Annotated in this window: 8 protein-coding genes; 2 read left to right on the top strand and 6 right to left on the bottom strand. The window is 69.8% G+C overall.

All coding sequences use genetic code 11. From position 1 onward, the window contains the following. Positions 1 to 77 precede the first annotated feature (77 nt). The 3 genes from AKI39_RS01370 to AKI39_RS01360 all read right to left on the bottom strand — a co-directional run bounded on the left by AKI39_RS01370 (position 78) and on the right by AKI39_RS01360 (position 4,947). Complete coding sequence (locus tag AKI39_RS01370; protein WP_066631750.1) at positions 78 to 1,799, bottom strand: hydantoinase B/oxoprolinase family protein; 1,722 nt, start codon at positions 1,797 to 1,799, stop codon at positions 78 to 80. Beyond that, on the bottom strand, positions 1,792 to 3,849 hold the full coding sequence (locus AKI39_RS01365) for a hydantoinase/oxoprolinase family protein (RefSeq protein WP_066631748.1): 2,058 nt from the start codon (positions 3,847 to 3,849) through the stop codon (positions 1,792 to 1,794). The genes AKI39_RS01370 and AKI39_RS01365 overlap by 8 nt, the downstream gene beginning before the upstream one ends. A 111-nt stretch (positions 3,850 to 3,960) precedes the next feature. Continuing rightward, positions 3,961 to 4,947: a Bug family tripartite tricarboxylate transporter substrate binding protein gene (locus tag AKI39_RS01360; protein WP_066631746.1), complete on the bottom strand. Its 987-nt coding sequence runs from the start codon at positions 4,945 to 4,947 to the stop codon at positions 3,961 to 3,963. Positions 4,948 to 5,155: 208 nt separating this feature from the next. Here AKI39_RS01360 and AKI39_RS01355 point away from each other — a divergent pair, with 208 nt between their 5' ends. Together AKI39_RS01355 and AKI39_RS01350 are read left to right on the top strand one after the other, a co-directional pair. Then, a complete protein-coding gene (locus tag AKI39_RS01355) occupies positions 5,156 to 6,058 on the top strand; it encodes a LysR family transcriptional regulator (protein ID WP_201258540.1) in 903 nt (300 codons plus the stop codon). Between the two features lie 199 nt (positions 6,059 to 6,257). After that, positions 6,258 to 8,249 carry a hybrid sensor histidine kinase/response regulator gene (locus AKI39_RS01350; protein WP_083229050.1) on the top strand — a complete coding sequence of 664 codons (1,992 nt, stop codon included), beginning with the start codon at positions 6,258 to 6,260 and terminating at the stop codon, positions 8,247 to 8,249. Positions 8,250 to 8,252: 3 nt separating this feature from the next. On the opposite strand, the gene recD is transcribed toward AKI39_RS01350, so the two are convergent. From recD to recC, 3 genes are read right to left on the bottom strand one after another with little or no spacing between them, the layout of a single operon-like run. Next, on the bottom strand, positions 8,253 to 10,523 hold the full coding sequence (recD, locus tag AKI39_RS01345; protein ID WP_083228567.1) for an exodeoxyribonuclease V subunit alpha: 2,271 nt from the start codon (positions 10,521 to 10,523) through the stop codon (positions 8,253 to 8,255). Continuing rightward, on the bottom strand, positions 10,523 to 14,536 hold the full coding sequence (gene recB, locus AKI39_RS01340; RefSeq protein WP_083228566.1) for an exodeoxyribonuclease V subunit beta: 4,014 nt from the start codon (positions 14,534 to 14,536) through the stop codon (positions 10,523 to 10,525). The genes recD and recB overlap by 1 nt, the downstream gene beginning before the upstream one ends. Next, entirely contained in the window at positions 14,529 to 18,251 is a 3,723-nt protein-coding gene (recC, locus tag AKI39_RS01335; protein WP_066631744.1) for an exodeoxyribonuclease V subunit gamma, read from the bottom strand. Before recC ends, recB begins: the two co-directional genes overlap by 8 nt. Positions 18,252 to 18,328: the final 77 nt, after the last annotated feature.

Genomic DNA, 18,328 nt, shown 5'->3' with positions numbered 1-18,328 from the left:
CGGGATCTCCTGACGGGGCCGCGCGGCGGCGGCGAACCCATCAAGGCTAGCGCACGCCCACCCCTGTCAGCAAACCGTCACGAAGACCGCACCGCGTCCACGGCGGCGCCATACACCTCGCGCGCTGCCGCTTCGCTGGTCTTGCCGTCCAGCAGGTCGCGCCGCAAACGCTCCGGCGCGCGCTGCGCAGGAGCGCCATACCCACCGCCCCCAGGCGTTTCAATGCGTACGCTTTCGTCCGCATCCAGCACGATGTTCGCCGTCTTCGAGAACAGCTCTTCCTCCCGCGGCGTGCCGTGATTGCGCACCAGGCGCGCGCGGCGTCCGTCCAGCCCGCCGTCCACGCCGGTGGCGACACCCACCGTATGACTATCCGAACGTGCGGAGAAGACGATGCCCGGCACCAGCGCGCGGATCTGCTTGGCGATGGCCAGCCCGCCGCGCGTGCGGCCCGCGCCGCCCGAATCCGGGATCATCGCGTACTCGTCCATCAGCAGCGGATATTCGTTTTCCAGCGCTTCCACGGGCAGGTTCGACGTATTCGTCATATGGACGTGGATCGCGTCCATGCCGTCGCTGTCATACCGCGCCCCCGCGCCACCGCCCAGCGTTTCCAGGTACACGAACTGGCCCGGACGCGTGGCCCACTTGCCGGAGAACACGATGGCCGGGCAGCAGTCGTTGCCCGACGCCATGATTTTTTCCGGCGGCAGCAGCCCCCGGAACGCCCCGAAAATCGCCCCGGCCACTTTCTGCGCGGTGATCGAACGCGCGCCCACGGCGGCGGGATGCTCCGGATTCGTGATGGTGCCCAGGGGCGCGTGGATATCGATAGGCTCGAACAACCCAGCATTGGGCGCGATATCCGGATCCAGCAGCGCCTTGACCGCGTAGAAGACCGAAGCACGCAGCGCGTTCACCGGCAGGTTCATGGCGCCGCGCGCCTGGCGGCCCGAACCGGTGAAGTCGAAGTGCAGGCGCTCCGGATGCACGGTCAAGGTGACCTGGATGCGCACCGGATCGCCGCCCAGCCCGTCGTCGTCCAGGTCGGAATGGAAGGTGTAGCTGCCCTGCTTCAGCTCCGCGATGCGGTTCAGCAGGCGGCGGCGGGTATAGCGGATGACGTCGTCCACCGATTGCAGCACCGCGTCCAGGCCCATCTGGCGGATCAGGCCTTGCATGGCCGCCGCGCCGCGCCGGTTGGTGGCCATCTGCACGCGCAGGTCCAGCAGGCGCTCCTCCGGATCGCGCGTGTTGGCGCAGATCAGGTTCAGCAGGTCCTCGTCCACCTTACCGGCGCGCGCCAGGCGGGTGACGGGGATGCGGATGCCTTCGGCGAAGATGGAATTCAGGCCGCCCGCGATGGAGCCCGGCACCGGGCCGCCCACGTCGGCGTGATGCGCGATGTTGGCCGCGAAGAAGCACAAGCGCCCTTCCCAGAACACCGGCGTGACGATGTTGATATCGGGCAGGTGGCTGCCGTTGGCCAGGTAGGGATCGTTGCAGATGAAGATGTCGCCGTCTTCGATGGTGTCGATCGGATGGCGTTGCAGGATGGCCTGCATGGCGCCGTCCAGCGAACCCAGGTGCAGGGGTATCTGCGTGCCCTGCGCGACCAGGCGGCCGGCGGCGTCGAACAGCGCCACCGAGCAGTCCTTGCGTTCCTTGATGTTGGTGGAGAACGATGCACGCACCAGCGTGTTGTTCATGTCTTCCGTAATCGACAGCAGCCGGTTGCAGAAGACCTCCATGCCGATGGGATCGGCCAGGGCGTCATCCGTGCGGGTAGGTTCAGCCATTTGCGTTGCCTTGCAGGGTAATGATCAGGTTGCCGTAATCGTCCACCACGGCATGGTTGCCGACGCCGACCACGGTGGTGGAGCTCATCTCCTCGACCAGCGCGGGGCCGTGAAAGGGCACGCCGGTGGGCAGGCGGCCGCGGTCGTACACGGGCGCTTCCAGCCAGCCGTGCGCCGCGCCGAAATAGGCGTCGCGCGCGCCGACGCGGGCCTCCGCCACGGTGCCGCGCACCGTGCGCGGCGACAGCGGTGCCTTGATCACCTGGCCGGTGGCCTGCACGCGGCAGTTGATGATCTGGATGGCGCGGTCGTCCACGTCGTAGCCGTACTCGCGCATATGCGCCTGGGCGAAGCGCGACAGGAATTCCTGGAAGCCGCTGGCGGCGGTGTCGTCCAGCGGCACCTGCACCTCGAAGTTCTGCCCTTCATAGCGCGCGTCGATGGCGCAGTGGGCGGCGCGCAGTTGCGCAGCCACGCCTTCGGCCGCCAGCCAATCGTCGGCCTGCCGGCGCAGCGCATCGAAGATCGCCGCGACGCGGGTCCAGTTGTCCGCCGTGGCCAGCGAAATTTCGCTGCGCACGAAGTCGAAGGAAATGTCGCTGAGCAGGATGCCGCGCGCGCACATGGTGCCCGGCTCCTGCGGCACGATGACGCGCGGGATGCCGCATTCCTGCGCGACTTCCACGGCATGCAGCGGCCCCGCGCCGCCGAAGGCGAACAGGGCGAAGCGCGACAGGTCGTAGCCGCGCTCGGTGGAGACGGCGCGGATGGCGCGGCTCATGTTGGCGGTGGCGATGCGCAGGATGCCTTCGGCGGCATCCTCGATGCCCAGGCCCAGCGGGCGCGCGACCTTGTCCTGGATGACCTGGCGCGCCGCCTCGGCATGGACCGGCATGCGGCCGTTCAGCAGCGAGACGGGGTTCAGGCGCTGCAACACGATTTCGGCGTCGGTGATGGTGGGTTCCTCGCCGCCGCGGCCGTAGCCCACGGGGCCCGGCACGGCGCCCGCGCTGTGCGGACCGACCTTCAGCGCGCCGGCGTCGTCCATCCACGCAATGCTGCCGCCGCCCGCGCCGATGACGTGGATATCGACCATGGGCGTCTTGACGGGATAGCCGGCAACGTGGCGATGCGAGGTGAACAGCGGCTTGCCTTCGACGATCAGCGATACGTCGGTGCTGGTGCCGCCGACGTCGAAGGTGACCAGGTTGGGGCTGCCGATCACACGGCCCACCGCGGCGGCGCCCACCACGCCGGCCGCCGGGCCGGACAGGCAGGTGCGCACGGGAAACTGGCGCACGCTGGCGATGGACATCAGCCCACCGTTGGAGTGCACGGTGTGAGGCTCATGGGCGATGCCCAGTTCGCGCACACGCAGCAGGAAGCGCTCCAGATAGCTGGCCATGCGCGGCCCGACCGCGGCGTTCAGCACGGTGGTGGACAGGCGTTCGTATTCGCGGAACTCCGGCAAGACTTCGCTGGACAGGCTGATGTAGGCGTCCGGGATTTCCTCGGCGACGATCTCGCGGGCGCGCAGTTCATGCACCGGATTGCGATAGGAGTGGAGGAAGCAGATGGTGATGGCGCCGATGCCATGCTGCTTGAAATAGCGCGCGGCCTCGCGCACGGCCTGTTCGTCCAGCGGCTCGCGCACTTCGCCCGTGGCCTGCACGCGTTCGGCGACCTCGATGCGGAACTGGCGGGGCACGGCCACGGGCGGCTTGCCGACGCCGTAGTCGTACAGGTGCGGACGGGTCTGGCGGCCGATTTCCAGCACGTCGCGAAAACCGCGCGTGGTGATCAGGCCGACCGGCGCGCCCTTGCGCTCGATGATCAGGTTGGTCGCCACCGTCGTGCCGTGGCCCACGTGCGATACCTGGGACGGCTCGACGCCGTGCATCTCCAGCAGGCCGGCGATGCCGGTGGCGATGGCGCGCGACGGATCGTCCGGCGTGGACGGTACCTTGTGGAAATGCACCACACCGGCGGTCTCGTCGATCATGGTGAAGTCGGTAAACGTCCCGCCGACGTCTATGCCGATACGGTACATATCGTTGTCTTCCTGAAAAGAGTCAATCTGGCGCGGCGCGTTGCGCGCCGCGCATCCGGGGCATGCGTGGTCCTGCCAACCCGGGAAGGCGCCTTCTCGCGTTGACAGGCCCTAGTCGAGCTTGATCTTGGCCTGCTGGACGACCTTGCACCACTTGGCGTTGTCTTCCTTGATCATGGCGGCAAAGGCCTCGCCGGTCACCGAGGAGACCTGCGAACCCGTGCTTTCCAGGTATTGCTTCATGTCCGGCCCGTTCTGCACGGCGACGATGGCCTTGCTCAGCCGGCCGGCGATGTCAGCGGGCAAATGGGCTGGCGCGAACATGCCGAACCACACGATGGCCTCGAAACCGGGATAGCCCGATTCGGCGACGGTGGGCACGTTCGGCAGCATGGGGCTGCGCTGCGAGGAGGTCACGGCCAGCGCGCGCAGCTTGCCTTCCTTGATGTAGGGATACGAGGTCATGACGACGTCCATCATCATGTCGACCTGGCCGCCCAGCAGGTCGATCAGGGCCGGGCCGGATCCGCGGTAGGGCACGTGCGTCATGGAGACGCCCGCGGCATTGGTGAAGAAGGCCGATGCCAGGTGGTTCGAGGTGCCCGGGCCGTTGGAGGCGTAGGTGTAGCGGCCCGGGTCCTTCTTGGCCAGCGCCACGAAGGACTGCAGGTCCTGCGCCGGAACCTTGTTGTTGTTGATGACGATGACGTTGGGAATCGTCGCCACGACCGCCAGCGGCGTGAAGTCCTTGACCGCGTTATAGGGCAGGTTGGAATAGATGCACGGCGCGCTGCCATGGGTGCTGACCGAGCCCATCAGGATGGTGTAGCCGTCCGCCGGCTGGCGCGCGACGTAGTCGGTGCCGACGGTGCCGCCCGCGCCCGGGCGGTTCTCGACGATGACGTTGGCGCCCAGGTTCTTGCCCAGGCCCTCGGCCAGCTTGCGGGCGATCAGGTCGGTGGATCCGCCCGCCGCGAAAGGCACCACCATGCGGATGATCTTGTCGCCGGGCCAGGCCGCCATCGCCGTCGCGCCGGACAGCGCCAGCGCCATGCCGGCCAGGACCCCGCAGCATCTGCTTAGCATGCGTGCTTTCATGTGTGTATTCCCCTTGTCCATGGATGCCCGGGGGCGGATCGTGGTCCGCGGGAATCCGGGCGATGTGCATTGCAGGGGAAATCCTAGGACGGCCGGGGCGGAGACGGCAGTCATTTCCATTTATAGTCATATCAATGGCATTGATGCATGCGTCGACCTTGCCCCGCGCCCGTGGCGGGCGACGCCAGCCTTTCCCTGGCGCGCCACCATGAAATTCCCCGACCTGAACCTGCTCATCCATTTCGACGCGCTGATGACCTGCCGGGCGATTTCGCGGGCGGCCGAACAGGTCGGCGTCAGCCAGCCGGCCATGAGCGCGGCCCTGAGCCGGCTGCGCAAGCTGTTCAACGACCCCTTGCTCCTGCGCGAAGGCAACCACTGGCAGCCGACGCCGCAGGCCCTGGCCCTGCACCTGGAGTTCCAGCCCCTGCTGGCGCGCTGGCAGCGCGCGACCGGGCCACGCGAAAGCTTCGACCCGCGGGTGACCGCGCGTACGTTTTCCCTGTACGCGACCGACTATATGCAGTTCACCCTGATGCCGCGCGTGCTGCCCGAGCTGGCGCGCGACGCGCCCCACCTGCACCTGCGCGTGATGCCGGCCCGCCTGCAGCATGGGCTGAGCATGCTGGACACCAACCACGTGGAGCTGCTGGCCGGCTACTTCCCGGATCCGTCGCAGAACCTGCGTGCCCGCTTCCTATACGACGAACCGGCGGTCTGCATCGTGCGCGAGCAGCATCCCTGCCTGCGCCGGCGCTGGAACCTGGACGCCTACCTGCGCTACCCGCACGTCGACCTGTCCGCGCATACCGGCTACTTCAGCAGCGCCATCGACCGCATGCTGCAGGCCATGGGCCGCCAGCGCACCGTGGCGGCCACGCTGTCCAGCTATATGGTCGGGCCCCATGTCGTGGCGGCGTCGGACCTGATATGCACGGTGCCCATGAGCGTGGCCAAGGCCGCGGCGCGCTGCACGCGCCTGGCCCTGCTGGACGTCCCGCTGAAGCTGCCCACGCTGTCCGTGTCGCTGTACTGGCACGAACGTCACCAGGAGGACCCCGGGCATGGCTGGCTGCGGCAGTACATCGCCGAGCGGGTGACACGGCCATGAGGGGACGGCCGGACGCCCGCCGCCGCCCGCTCATCGTTGGTCGCCGCGCTGCTCTGCCGCAGCGCCAGATTTTTTCCGGCTTTGGGGATAGACTTGCCACCTGTACCCTTACTGCGTCGGCCGTGCCACCGCGGCGCGTGGATCACCACACCAAATGCGGCAGCGCGGACGCCGTGCCAGCGAGGCCACCGACAGCGCCATGAACGACCCGACCCATCCCACCCCTCCGACTTCCGCCTTGCAGGCGCTTGCCGCCGACCGCCGCTTCGAATTGATGCTGCGCGCGATCAAGGACTACGCCATCTTCCTGCTGGACAAGGACGGCTACATCGTCAGCTGGAATACCGGCGCCCAGCGCTTCAAGGGCTACACCGCGGCGGAGATCATCGGACAGCATTTTTCCCGGTTCTACACGGAAGAAGACCGCCGCGATGGATTGCCGCAGCGCGCGCTGCGCACCGCGGCCGAGACCGGCCTCTATGAAGCCGAAGGCTGGCGCGTGCGCAAGGACGGCACGCGCTTCTGGACCAGCGTGGTGATCGACCCGGTGTACGACGACCACGGCACGCTGATCGGCTACGCCAAGGTCACCCGCGACATCGGCGACAAGAAACGCGCGCAGGAAGAACTGTTCGCGGCCGAACAGCGCTTCCGCCTGCTGGTACAGGGCGTGCGCGACTATGCCATCTTCATGCTGGACCCGGACGGCCGGATCACGAACTGGAATGCGGGCGCGCAGGCGATCAAGGGCTATCTTGCGCACGAAATCATCGGCGAGCACTTTTCGCGTTTCTATACGCCGGAAGACCGCGAACGGGGCGAGCCGCAGCGTGCGATAGCCACCGCCATGCGCGACGGCCGCTTCCTGGGCGAAGGCTGGCGCTTGCGCAAGGACGGCACGCGCTTCTGGGCCAGCGTGGTCATCGATCCCATCCGCGACGAGCGCGGCAACTTCATCGGGTTCGCGAAGATCACCCGCGACATGACGGAGCGGCGCGAGGCGCAGCTTGCGCTGGACCGCAGCCGCGACGCCTTGAACCAGGCGCAGAAGATGGAGGCCATCGGCCGCATTACCGGCGGCGTGGCGCACGATTTCAACAACCTGCTCACCATCATCCGGTCTTCCGCGGAGCTCCTGCGTCGGCCCGGATTGTCCGACGAGAAGCGCAACCGCTATATCAATGCCATCTCGGATACCGCCGCCAAGGCCGCACAGCTGACGCGCCAACTGCTGGCCTTCGCGCGCAAGCAGCCGCTGATGCCGGAAGTCTTCCAGGTGACGGGCCGGCTGCGCGGCATGGAGCAGATCATCCGGACGTCGATCGGTTCGCCGGTAAAGCTGCGTTTCGAGCTGCCGGAAGTCATCCGCGCCGTCGAGGCCGACCCCAACCAGTTCGAGACCGCCATCCTCAATATGGTGATCAACGCCCGCGACGCGATGCCGCGCGGCGGGCAGATCACCATCTCGGCGCGCCAGGTCGATCACATTCCACCGCTGCGCAGCCATGCCGGCGCCAGCGGCGACTTCATCGCCATCTCGGTGAAGGACACCGGCACGGGTATCGAGCCCGCCACGCTGCGGCGGATATTCGAGCCCTTCTTCACCACCAAGGCGGTGAACAAGGGCACCGGCCTGGGGCTGAGCCAGGCCTACGGCTTCGCCAAGCAGTCGGGCGGCGAGATCGGCGTCCAGACCCTCATGGGCGCCGGTTCCACCTTCACGCTGTTTCTGCCCTGTGCGAGAGCCGACGTCGCGATCACCCAGGATGCAGAGGGTCTCGTTGCCATCGAGGCCAGCGCCAAGCCGCTGTCGGTCCTGCTGGTCGAAGACAATGAAACGGTGGGCCGCTTCGCGCTCGGACTGCTGCACGAACTTGGGCTGACCGCGCACTGGGCGACCGACGGGCAGTCCGCGCTATCCCTGCTGAACGCGCGCAACGGCCGCTTCGACCTGATGTTTTCCGATGTCGTCATGCCGGGCATGAACGGCATCGAACTCGCCTCCGTGGTGCGCAAGCGCTGGCCGGACCTGCGCGTCGTGCTGACCAGCGGCTATAGCCACGTCCTGGCCGAACAGGGCACCCATGGCTTCGAGTTCATGGCGAAGCCGTATTCCGCGGAATCGCTCGTCAAGATGCTGGGCCTGGAAGACCACGCGGACAGCCACGCGGCAGGCTCCGCGCGTTCCTAGGGCCTATGCCAGCAGGCCGCTGGCGCGCCGCACCTGGCGCGCGATCCCTTGTTCCAGCACCTGGTCGCCGCCTGGACTGAGCAGCGTCAGGAAGGCACGGGCGCGCGTGATGCCCGTATAGAGCAGCTCGCGGGTCAGGATGGGACTGAGCCGCTCGGGCAGGACCACGGCGGCGTGGTCGAATTCCGACCCCTGCGATTTGTGCACGGTCAGGGCGAACACGGTTTCGACGGCCTGCAGGCGGCTGGGCAGTACCCACTTGATGCGGCCGCTGCCGTCCGTCATGGGGAAGGCCACGCGCAGCACGGCGGCCACGCCGTCGCGCGCGGGCAGCGCCAGGGTGATGCCGATGTCGCCGTTCATCAGCCCCAGCGCGTAGTCGTTGCGCGTCACCAGCACGGGGCGGCCGGCATACCAGCCCTCCGTGGCGTCGATCATCCCATGCTCGCGCAACAGGCGCGCCACGCGGCGGTTCAGGCCGTCCACGCCCCACAGGCCGTGGCGCAGCGTCGTCAACAGCTGGAAGGCGCCGTGCGCCCGCAGGACCTGGCGCGCCCATTCGTCCAGGTCTTCCTGGACGGCGCCGGGCGCGGGCCGGCGCGCGTGCATCAGGCGCAGATACCGGGCATAGCCGTGCGGGCCGCGATCGTGCGCGGCATCGCCGGGCGCATCGACGGCGGGGGCATCCGGCATGCCGCCCATCATGGCCAGCTCCAGCTCCGTGCGCGCCTGGCCGTCCAGGACCAGCGCGGCGAAGTCGCGTTCGCACTCGCGTCCCGCCAGACGCGTCACGCCGGCATGGGGCTGGCGCCAGAATCGCGCCACCGCCTGCCGGTTGCCCGCATTGATGGCGGCGGCCAGGCGGCCGATGCCGCTGTCGGCGGCAAAACGGTGGCTGTGGCGCAGCATGACGATGGCCTGGTCCAGCGCCGTGCCTTCGCTATCCAGCAGGTCTTCGCCGATGCGCTCGCCGCTGACCTGCGCCAGCCAGTCGCGGGTGGCCGGCGTATAGCGCCCGGCCCGCGCGTCGCGGCACAGGTCCGACAGCACGGCGCCGGCCTCCACCGACGCCAGCTGGTCCTTGTCTCCCAGCAGGATGAGCCGCCCGCGCGGCGGCAGGGCCTGCAGCAGGGCCGCCATGGTCTCCAGGTCGATCATCGATGCCTCGTCGACCACCAGCACATCCAGCGCCAGCGGATGCTCGGCATCGTGGCGGAACTTGCGCGATCCGGGCCGGCTGCCCAGCAGACGGTGCAAGGTGGACACGCTGGTGGGGATGGCCTGGCGCACGGCTTCACTGGCCGGCAGATCGGTGACCGGCAGCCGCGATACGGCACCGGCGATGGACTCGCTCAGGCGCGCCGCCGCCTTGCCGGTGGGCGCGGCCAGCCGGATGCGCAGGGGCCGCCGGTCCGGGGCCGGCGTGCGGCCGTCCACGCCCGGCACGGCGGCATGGGCGTCGGCCGCCCCGATGCCTTGCAGCGCCAACGCCTGCAGAACGGCCAGCACCTTGACCACCGTGGTGGTCTTGCCGGTACCCGGGCCGCCCGTGATGATGGTGAATGCGCTGCGCGCGGCCGTGGCGCAGGCGATCTTCTGCCAATCGATGTCCGCCGCGACGCCGCCTGCGCCCGCGCCGGCGGGAAACAAGGCGTCCAGCATGCCGCGCAGGCGGGCCGGCGGCAGGGCTGCCTGCAGATCGGGATTGCGGGCCAGCCGCGCGGAGATTCCCGCGTTGATGTCCTGCTCGTATTGCCAGCACCGCCGCAGGTACAGGCGGCGCTCCACCAGCACCAAGGGTGTGCCGCCCGCCCCGCGCCCCACCAGCTCGGGAACGTCCAGCGCCGCCTGCCAGCGCGCCAGCGACACGTGGGCCAGCAGGGCTGCCGGCGAGCGCAGCGGCACCCCGGATGCCGGCAGGTCCGCGCCTTCGGGGGGCAGCGCCAGCGTCATCTCCGGGTCTTCCAGGGCCGCGCCCAGGTCCAGGCAGGCATGGCCGTGCGCCAGTTGATGGCTGGCCAGCAGCGCGCCCAGGATGGCCAGCGGCGGCGCCTCGGGCACCTCGTCCCACAGGAAGCGGGCGAAGACGACGTCCAGCGGCCGTATCCAGGCATGCGCCGCCCACGCGTCCATCAGGTCCAGCAGCTCGCGTCGCGCCGCCGCGGCGTGGGCATCGATGCGGCCGCCGTGGATGCCGGCGGCATCCCGCGCGGCTTGCGCGCCCCGCTCGCCGCCGGTGCCGCCCCGCGTATCGTCGGTCTCGGACAGGAACATCAGGCGGCCTCCTTGCGCGCGTGCGCGGTGGCGAACAGGCGATCCAGCGCATGCATCATTTCGACCGGCGGGCGTTCGGCGAATACGCCACCCTGCGCGGAGTGCGTGCCGCGCAGGAACACATAGGCGGCGCCGCCGACGTGCCGGTCGTAGTCGTAATCGGGCAGCCGCGCGCGCAGCAGGCGATGCAGGGCGAACAGGTACAGCGCGTATTGCAGTTCGTAGCGGTGGCCCAGGATGGCGTCGCGCATCGCTGCTTGCGTGTAGGCCGTATCGTCGTTGCCCAGGCGATTGGATTTGTAATCCAGCACGTAATAGCGGCCCTGGTGTTCGAACACCAGGTCGATGAAGCCCTTGAGCATGCCGTTGATGCGCGCGGGCTCCAGGACGGGCCGCTCGGCGCGGTCCAGGGTATGGGCGCGCACGATGCGGTCCAGCAGTGCCACGTCCACGTTGTCGGCACCCAGCCAGAATTCCATTTCGGCGATGTAGTCGCCCACGCCAGCCAGCGCCACGGGGGCGACCGGGCCCCCGGGCATGTCGGGCAGCGACATGGACCGCGTCACCGCATCCATCAGCCAGGCTGTCAGGCCGTCCGTCCAGGCCGACCAGTTGCGCACCTGGCAGCGGCGCGCGACCGCGTCGCGCACGACCTCCGGCTGGCCGGCGATGGCGGCGAAACCCTGGGCGGCCGCCCATTCCAGCAGTTCATGAAAAAACGTCCCGGCCTGGGCGCCCGCGGGGAAGGCATGCAGCAGGCCACCGCCCTCCAGCCCGCCCGCCAGGGTCGGCGCGCGGGCGAGCGGCCGCGCGAGCGCCTCGCCCGCATCACCGCCGGCCTCGGACGCGGCATCGGAGCCGGCGGCTTCCAGGAAGACATCTTCGCGCGCCGTTTCGGGTTCCGCTTCGATCGCGCTGCCGGGCCGCGCGGTACGCAGCGAGGAATAGCTGGCGATCCACCACGGGTCGCGCACCGCGCGGCGCATCGTACGGGCGCGGCCGGCGGGCACGGCCGCGGTATCGGCGCGATAGCGGATGTCGAACGGTGCCGGTGCTTCTCCCAGCGCGATATCGGCATGGCCGGCGCGAAAGGTCTCCAGGACATCGGGCAGCGACGGCTCGCCCGGCGTCAACCCCTGCCCGATCAGGTAGCCCAGGGCGCTGGCCTCCAGATTCGCGACCGGCGCCACGCCAACCCAGGCGGCATAGCGGGCCCGCGTCAGCGCGACGTACAGCTTGCGCAGGTCCTCGCCCAGGCGTTCGCGGTCCGCGCGGACATGGCCGGCGGCATCGGGCACCAGCGAGACCTTCAACTGGCCCTGCTCGTCGTGCCAGGACAGCGGCACGGCATCCTGCCTGACCGGACGAAAGGCCGCGGCATAGGGCAGGAATACCAGGGGGTATTCCAGGCCCTTGGATTTGTGGACCGTGATCACGCGCACCAGGTCGGCATCGCTTTCCAGGCGGATGGTCAGGGCGTCGTTTTCATCGCCCTGGCCGGCCGCGTGCCGCATCTCCGCCAGATGGCGCAGCAGCGCGTGTTCGCCGTCCAGTTGCGCGCTGGCCTGCTGCAGCAGTTCCGCGATGTGCAGGATGTCGGTCATCACGCGTTCGCCGTCGCTGCCCGCCTGGCTGGCGTCCTCCGCGCCGGCCAACTGGCGGGCGGGCACGCCGAAGTCGTCCAGCAGCCGCCGCAGCATGGGCAGCACGCCTTTTTCGCGCCATAGGCGGGCATAGCCGCGAAACTGCTGGACGCGCGCCTCCCATTCCAGTTCGTCGTGGCCGACGCGGTCCAGGTCCTGCCACGGCACGCCCAGCGTGGGCGTGGCCAGGGCCGCGCGCAAGGCGCGCGGATCGTCCGGCTCCGCGCAGGCACGCAGCCAGAATTCGATTTCACCGGCCTGCGCGCTGGCGAAGACGGATTGCCGCTCCGACAGATACACGCTGCGCACGCCGCGCCGCGACAAGGCGCGGCGAACGGCGCGGGCCTGCCGGCCGGTATCGACCAGGACGGCGATATCCGCCGGATGCAACGGCACCCTGCCCAGCGAGGGCCCGGCCGCCCCGGACGGCGCGGGACGCGGCGGTACCGGCATGGTGGCCGCGGCCGCCGGCACCGCCGCGGCGTCGCGCGGCACGAAGCCGGCACGGCCTTGCTGGCTTAGCGTCAACAGCCGCGCGATCTCGCCGGCACATGCGTCGGCCATGGTCTCGACATAGGCGCCCGCGCCCATGGACTTGCCGTCCTCCGGCCGCGGCAGCCACCACAGCGTCAGGGCGGGAGCAGCGGCATCCGCCACCACGAGGCGGTCCGGGCGGTCGTTGGCCTGGACGGGAATGAATGGCACGGGGTTGCCGCCGGCGCGGCGGAACAGGAAAGCGCCCTCTCCTTCCTGCCGGCGCTCGGCCGCCAGAAAGCAATGGTTCACCGCGTCCACCATCGGGCGGGTGGAACGGAAGTTCCTGCCCAGTACGTACAGGCGGCCGTCCACCGCGGCGCGCGCGCGCAGATAGGTGTAGATATCCGCGCCGCGGAAACCGTAGATCGCCTGCTTGGGATCGCCGATCAGGATCAGGGCGCTGTCGCCAGCGTTGTCCGCCACGCGGTACACGGCATCGAAGATCCGGTACTGGACGGGATCGGTGTCCTGGAACTCGTCGATCAGCGCCACGGGAAACTGCTTGCGCAGCGTGTCGGCCAGCGTGGCGCCGCTGGGGCCGGCCAGTGCGGCGTCCAGCTGGTCCAGCAGGGCATCGAAGCTCATTTGCGCGCGCTGTGCCTGCTCGCCGGCGAAGCGGCGGCTGACCCAGTCGGCGGCATGGCGCAGCACATCGTGCCGGGCCTCCGGCAAGGCTTGCGTCTGCTGGCGCAATTCGGCCAACGCGGCGAACGCGGGGTGATCGGGCGGATCCCCCTTCCACGCTTCGTTCAGGCCCGGGCCCAGGCGCAGCCAGGCGGTGTCCGTCAGCTGCGGGACGCGGGCATCCGGGTCCTCGCACCAGGCGCGCAGGTTCTCCAGCCAGGCCAGGTAATAGCGCGCCTGGATCTGCCGGCCATTGACGCGCTTGCCGGCCACGCCGTCGTCGAAGAGCTGGCGCAATTCAGGCAGCCAGTCCTGCCAAGGTCTCTTGAGTTCGCCCAGCACGCCCAGGCGATGCTCGCGGGTGGCACGCAGCAGGTCGCAGGGGGAGCCGGCGGCAGGCGCGGCGCCCGTGGCGTCCGGCGCCGTGACGGCGTTGCGCGTGGTCTCTATGCGGGCCGCATCGCCGACGATGTCGGCATCGTCCAGTCCATCGGCCATGCCAGCCCTGCCGGGCGCCTTCAATTCCGGGGCGAAGCGCAGCACGGGCATCAGTTGCGCTTGCAGTTCATCCGGACCCGGCCACCAGGCGCGGACCTCCGCGGCGGATATCGCGTCCAGGGGGGCGATGTGCGCGCGCCAGTAATCGCGCACCACTTCCGCCATCAGCGGCGCGGTGTTCTGTTCCAGGGTCTGCTGGAACAGGCTGTTGCTGTCGAAGGCATGCTCGCGCAGCATGCGATTGCACCAGCCGTGGATGGTGGACACCGCGGCTTCGTCCATCCATTCCACCGCCAGCTGCAGCTTGCGCGCGCAGGCCGCCCAGCTTTCGGGGGGATAGTCGGCGCGCAGGTCGTGCAGCGTATCCTGGCCTGGCGGTCGTTCGGCCACGGCGGCCGGATCGTCCAGGAAGTAGGCGGCGGCCTCCGCCAGCCTGGCACGGATGCGATCGCGCAGCTCCTGCGTGGCCGCCTCGGTGAAGGTGACGACCAGGATCTGCGGCGGCATCAGGGGGCGCTCGAAGCCGGCGTCCGCGCCATGCCCCAGCACCAGCCGCACGTACAAGGTCGCGATGGTGAAGGTCTTGCCCGTCCCGGCGCTGGCCTCGATCAGCCGGCTGCCATGCAGTGGGAAGCGCAGCACGTCCAGCGGCGTGGCGGACGGGTCCTGCCTGGCGGGTGGCGGCGGTGCGATGCGGCCGGATTCAGGCATGGTCGGTCTCCTGGCCGTCCGGCGTGGGCTTGCCCTTATTGCGGTCGGCGTACAAGGAAGCGCGCATGACGCGCAGCCAGCCCTGCGCCAGCGCGAAGAACTCGCCGCTGTGGGTCAAGGACGCGAAGTCGGGATACACCGCTTGCAGGTAAGGGCTGCCGTCGACTTCGCCGCGCTGTTCCGCCGCGCCTTCGTATACCTTGCGCGCGGCCTGTCCGGCAGGCGCCTCCAGCAGCGCGGGAATGCCGCCTTCGCCGGGGCCATCCCAGGCGGGCGCGACGTCATCATCCGCCAGATCGTCGGGCGGCGGCGCCGGATGGCGCGTCAGCCATTCGAAGGCCGCGGCGGGCGCCAGCGGTAAGGGACGCGACATCCCGGCCTGCCAGCCATCCATCCAGACGCGCATGCAGCGCATCGCCTCGCGCCGCTTCAGCGGCGGAAACACCACGTCGCCGGCCTTGCTGACCACCACCGTGGTGACCGGCTCGCCCGCCAGCTGGGCGGCCACGTGCGCCACCCAGTGCGGCACCACGCGCGCGGCCCGGTACTTTCCCTTGGGGATCAGGCTGCTGCTGTCGACCAGCAGGCGGCAGCGCTGCCCATCGTCATCGCGGCGGAAGGCGGCCAGGCTGTCTTCCAGGGCGGGCGCGCCGCCGGCGGCGGGGACCAGCACGGGAAATTCCTGCGTGATCGCGTGCGGCCAGCGTGCCAGGGCCTTGCCGTAGCGTTCGGCCATATCGTCCAGCGGCGCGATCAGGTCTTCCGCGGTCAGCGCGCCGAACGCGCCATCGGGCAGCATGCCGGCGCGGCCGATCCGCGCCACCTCGGCCTCACGGCTGGCCTGGAAGTCGGCGCCGGTTTCCAGCGCCCGCGACTGCGCGCGGATCAAGGCATCCTGCAACTGCCATTGTTCCAGCGCATCGGGCACGAAAGGCTCGACGTCCTCGGTGGCGGCATCCTCCAATACGAAGCTGACCTGCAATCGCTGCTTGAAAAAGGCGTCCACGGGCGCCCGCACGAAGTCCGCCAGCTCGCGCAGCGTCAAGGGCTCTTCGCGGACCAGCGGCGGCAGCGGCTGCATGGCGCCCACGCGGCCTGCGCCGCCGCGCCATTCGCGGGCGTAGGTGAACAGGCCGGAGGACGGATCGGAAAAATACGCGGGGCTGAACGGTTGCAGCCGATGTTCGGTCGTCAAGGCGGCCAGCAGCGCCTCGTCGGGCCGCGGCATCGCCGCCGCGTGGCCGGACGCGCCGGCAACCGTCGACGCGGCATCGGCATCCGGAGAGGGTGCGCCGGCATCGGCCGCCCCTTCGCGTGCCAGCCGCCAGCCGGCCGCCAGATGATCGCGCAGTTGCCCGACCAGCACCGAGGGTGGCCGCGGCGTGTTGTCGCGCACGCTGCGCCCCACCCAGGAAACCAGCAGGCGGTCGCGCGCCGACAGCAAGGCTTCCAGGAACAGATAGCGGTCGTCCTCGCGCCGCGAGCGGTCGCCCGGCCGGTAGTCGTAGGCCATCAAATCGAAATCCATGGGCGTGCGGATGCGCGGATACTCGCCGTCGTTCATGCCCAGCAGGCACACGATGCGAAACGGGATGGCCCGCATCGGCATCAGCGTGGCGAACGTCACCGCTCCGCCGAAAAAACGCTGCGACAAGCCGCCCTCGTCCAGGCGCGCCAACCAATGCTCCGCGACCACGGACAGCGGCAGCGCTTCGACCAGCCCGGCTTCGGCGCATACGTCCAGCCATTCGCGCAGCGCCGTATTCAACTGCTGGACCGTATAGGCATCGGTGCTTTCGCCGGGCAGGAAAAAGCGCTCCAGCAGCGCCGCCAGCCGTTCGCCCCACACCGCCGGCGCGGCCGGCGACGACATCTCCAGCCAGGTGCGTTCCAGGCTTTCCACCATGGCGACCAGGGGCCCCAGCAGCGCCGCGTCCAGGCCGCCGATATCGTCATAGGGTTCGATGCCCTGCCAGTTCGTCGCGCGCCCGCCCACCGCGTAGCCCAGCAGCATGCGGCGCAGCCCAAACAGCCAGCTGTTCTGCGCGGCCGGCGTGCCGCTGGACGGCAGGCCCAGCGCCTGCCGCTGCGCATCGTGCAGCCCCCAACGGATATTGGCGCCGCGTATCCAGGCGTGCAGCAGCGGCAGCTGGTCTTCGGCGATGCCGAAGCGATCGCGCACCGCCGGCACTTCCAGCAGGTCCATGAATTCGCTGACCGAGAAACGCGCCCGCGACAGCTGCAGCAGCTGTTCCAGCGCGTGCAGCAGGGGATCGGCGTGGCGCTTGACGCGGTCGGCGATGGTGTACGGAATGGCGCGCGGATCGTCGCCGTCATGCAGGCCGAATACCGCCTGGATGTGCGGGGCGTAGGCCTCGATGTCCGGCACCATCACGATGACATCGCGCGGCCGCAGCGTGGCGTCCTGGTCGAAGGCCGCCAGAAGCTGGTCGTGCAGGACTTCAACCTCGCGCTGGCGGCTGTGCGCGACATGAAAGCGGATGGACGCATCGCGGCCGGTATCCACGGCGGACCAGCGCGCGCGGGTCTCGCGCAGCGGCCGCAGGTCGCGGATGTCGTCCTGCAGCTGGCGCAGCAGCGTATCGTCGCCCGCCGGCTCGAACAGGTCCAGGCGGCGCGCCTGCCCGCCCAGGGCCGCGGCCAGCCGTTCGCGCGCGTCGGCGTTGTCATGCTCGTCCAGCAGGCCGATGAAATCCCGGCCCTGCTTGCCCCAGGCCGCCAGCAGCGGATGCGCGTGCAGGTGCAATTCGTCATCGGCGATGCGCGCCGGGCTGCCCCGGCGGCGCTGCTGCCGCGCATGCGCGGCGCGCAGCAAGTCCTTGCCCTCGATGATGTCGGCCCAGTAGTGCTCGCAGGGGTTGTTCACGCACATCAGCACCTGGGTCCAGCGCGACAGCACCGCCAGCACCTCCAGCGACTGGCGCGGCAGCGTCGAGATGCCGAACACGATCAGCCGGCGCGGCAGGCCAGGCACCGGCACATCGTCCGGCAAATCCGCGGCGCGGCGCAGGAAGGCATCGTGCACGGCGGCCCGGCCGTCCGAGGACGGCGCCGCGCCGATCGGCGCGGCCATCGCCTTGACGTCATCCAGGACGGCGCGCCACAGCGCCGCCTGCCAGCGCTGCGAGGGCGGCAGAGGAAGGTCCGCGCCGCCGTCGCGCGGCAAGGTATCGTGGCCGGCGGCCCATGCGGCCAGCCAGTCGGCGCGGTACACCTGGTACTGGTCGAACACGTCCGCCAGCCGCTCGGCCAGCTGATAGCGCTTGCGGCAATCCGCGTCGTCGCGCAGGAAGCGCCGCAAGGGCGCGTACACCGGCTGGTCCATCACTTCCGGCAGCAGGCGCAGCAGGCGCCACATCAAGCGCGGCTTGTCGAAGGGCGACACTTCCGGCACGGCCGCGGCGCCCAGCACCGCACGGTAGGCACGCCACAGGAAGCGCGACGGCAGCAGGAACTCGAAGGCGGCGGCGATGCCCGCTCCGCCGCCCGCGGCCCCGTCCCGGGCATCGGCGGCCAGCGCCAGCTTCAGCCATTGCGCGATGCCGCTGCTTTGCACCAGCACCACTTCGCGCTCCAGCGGGCCCAGCGGGTGGGCGCGCATCCAGCCCACCAGCACGTCGCGCAGCGACTCCGACAGGTTGCTGTGGATGACGATCAGGCCGGGGGGAAGGGATGGCGGGGACGCTGGGGACACCGGGGATTTCGCTCGGACGGTACAACTCGAGACGATAACTCGGATCAGCCCGCGGTGGAGCGGTCCCCGCCGAAACG

The sequence above is a fragment of the Bordetella sp. H567 genome, assembly GCF_001704295.1.
GTDB lineage: Bacteria > Pseudomonadota > Gammaproteobacteria > Burkholderiales > Burkholderiaceae_B > Bordetella_C.
Note: the sequence above shows the minus strand (reverse complement) of the source record. Positions and strands in the feature narration are given on the sequence as shown.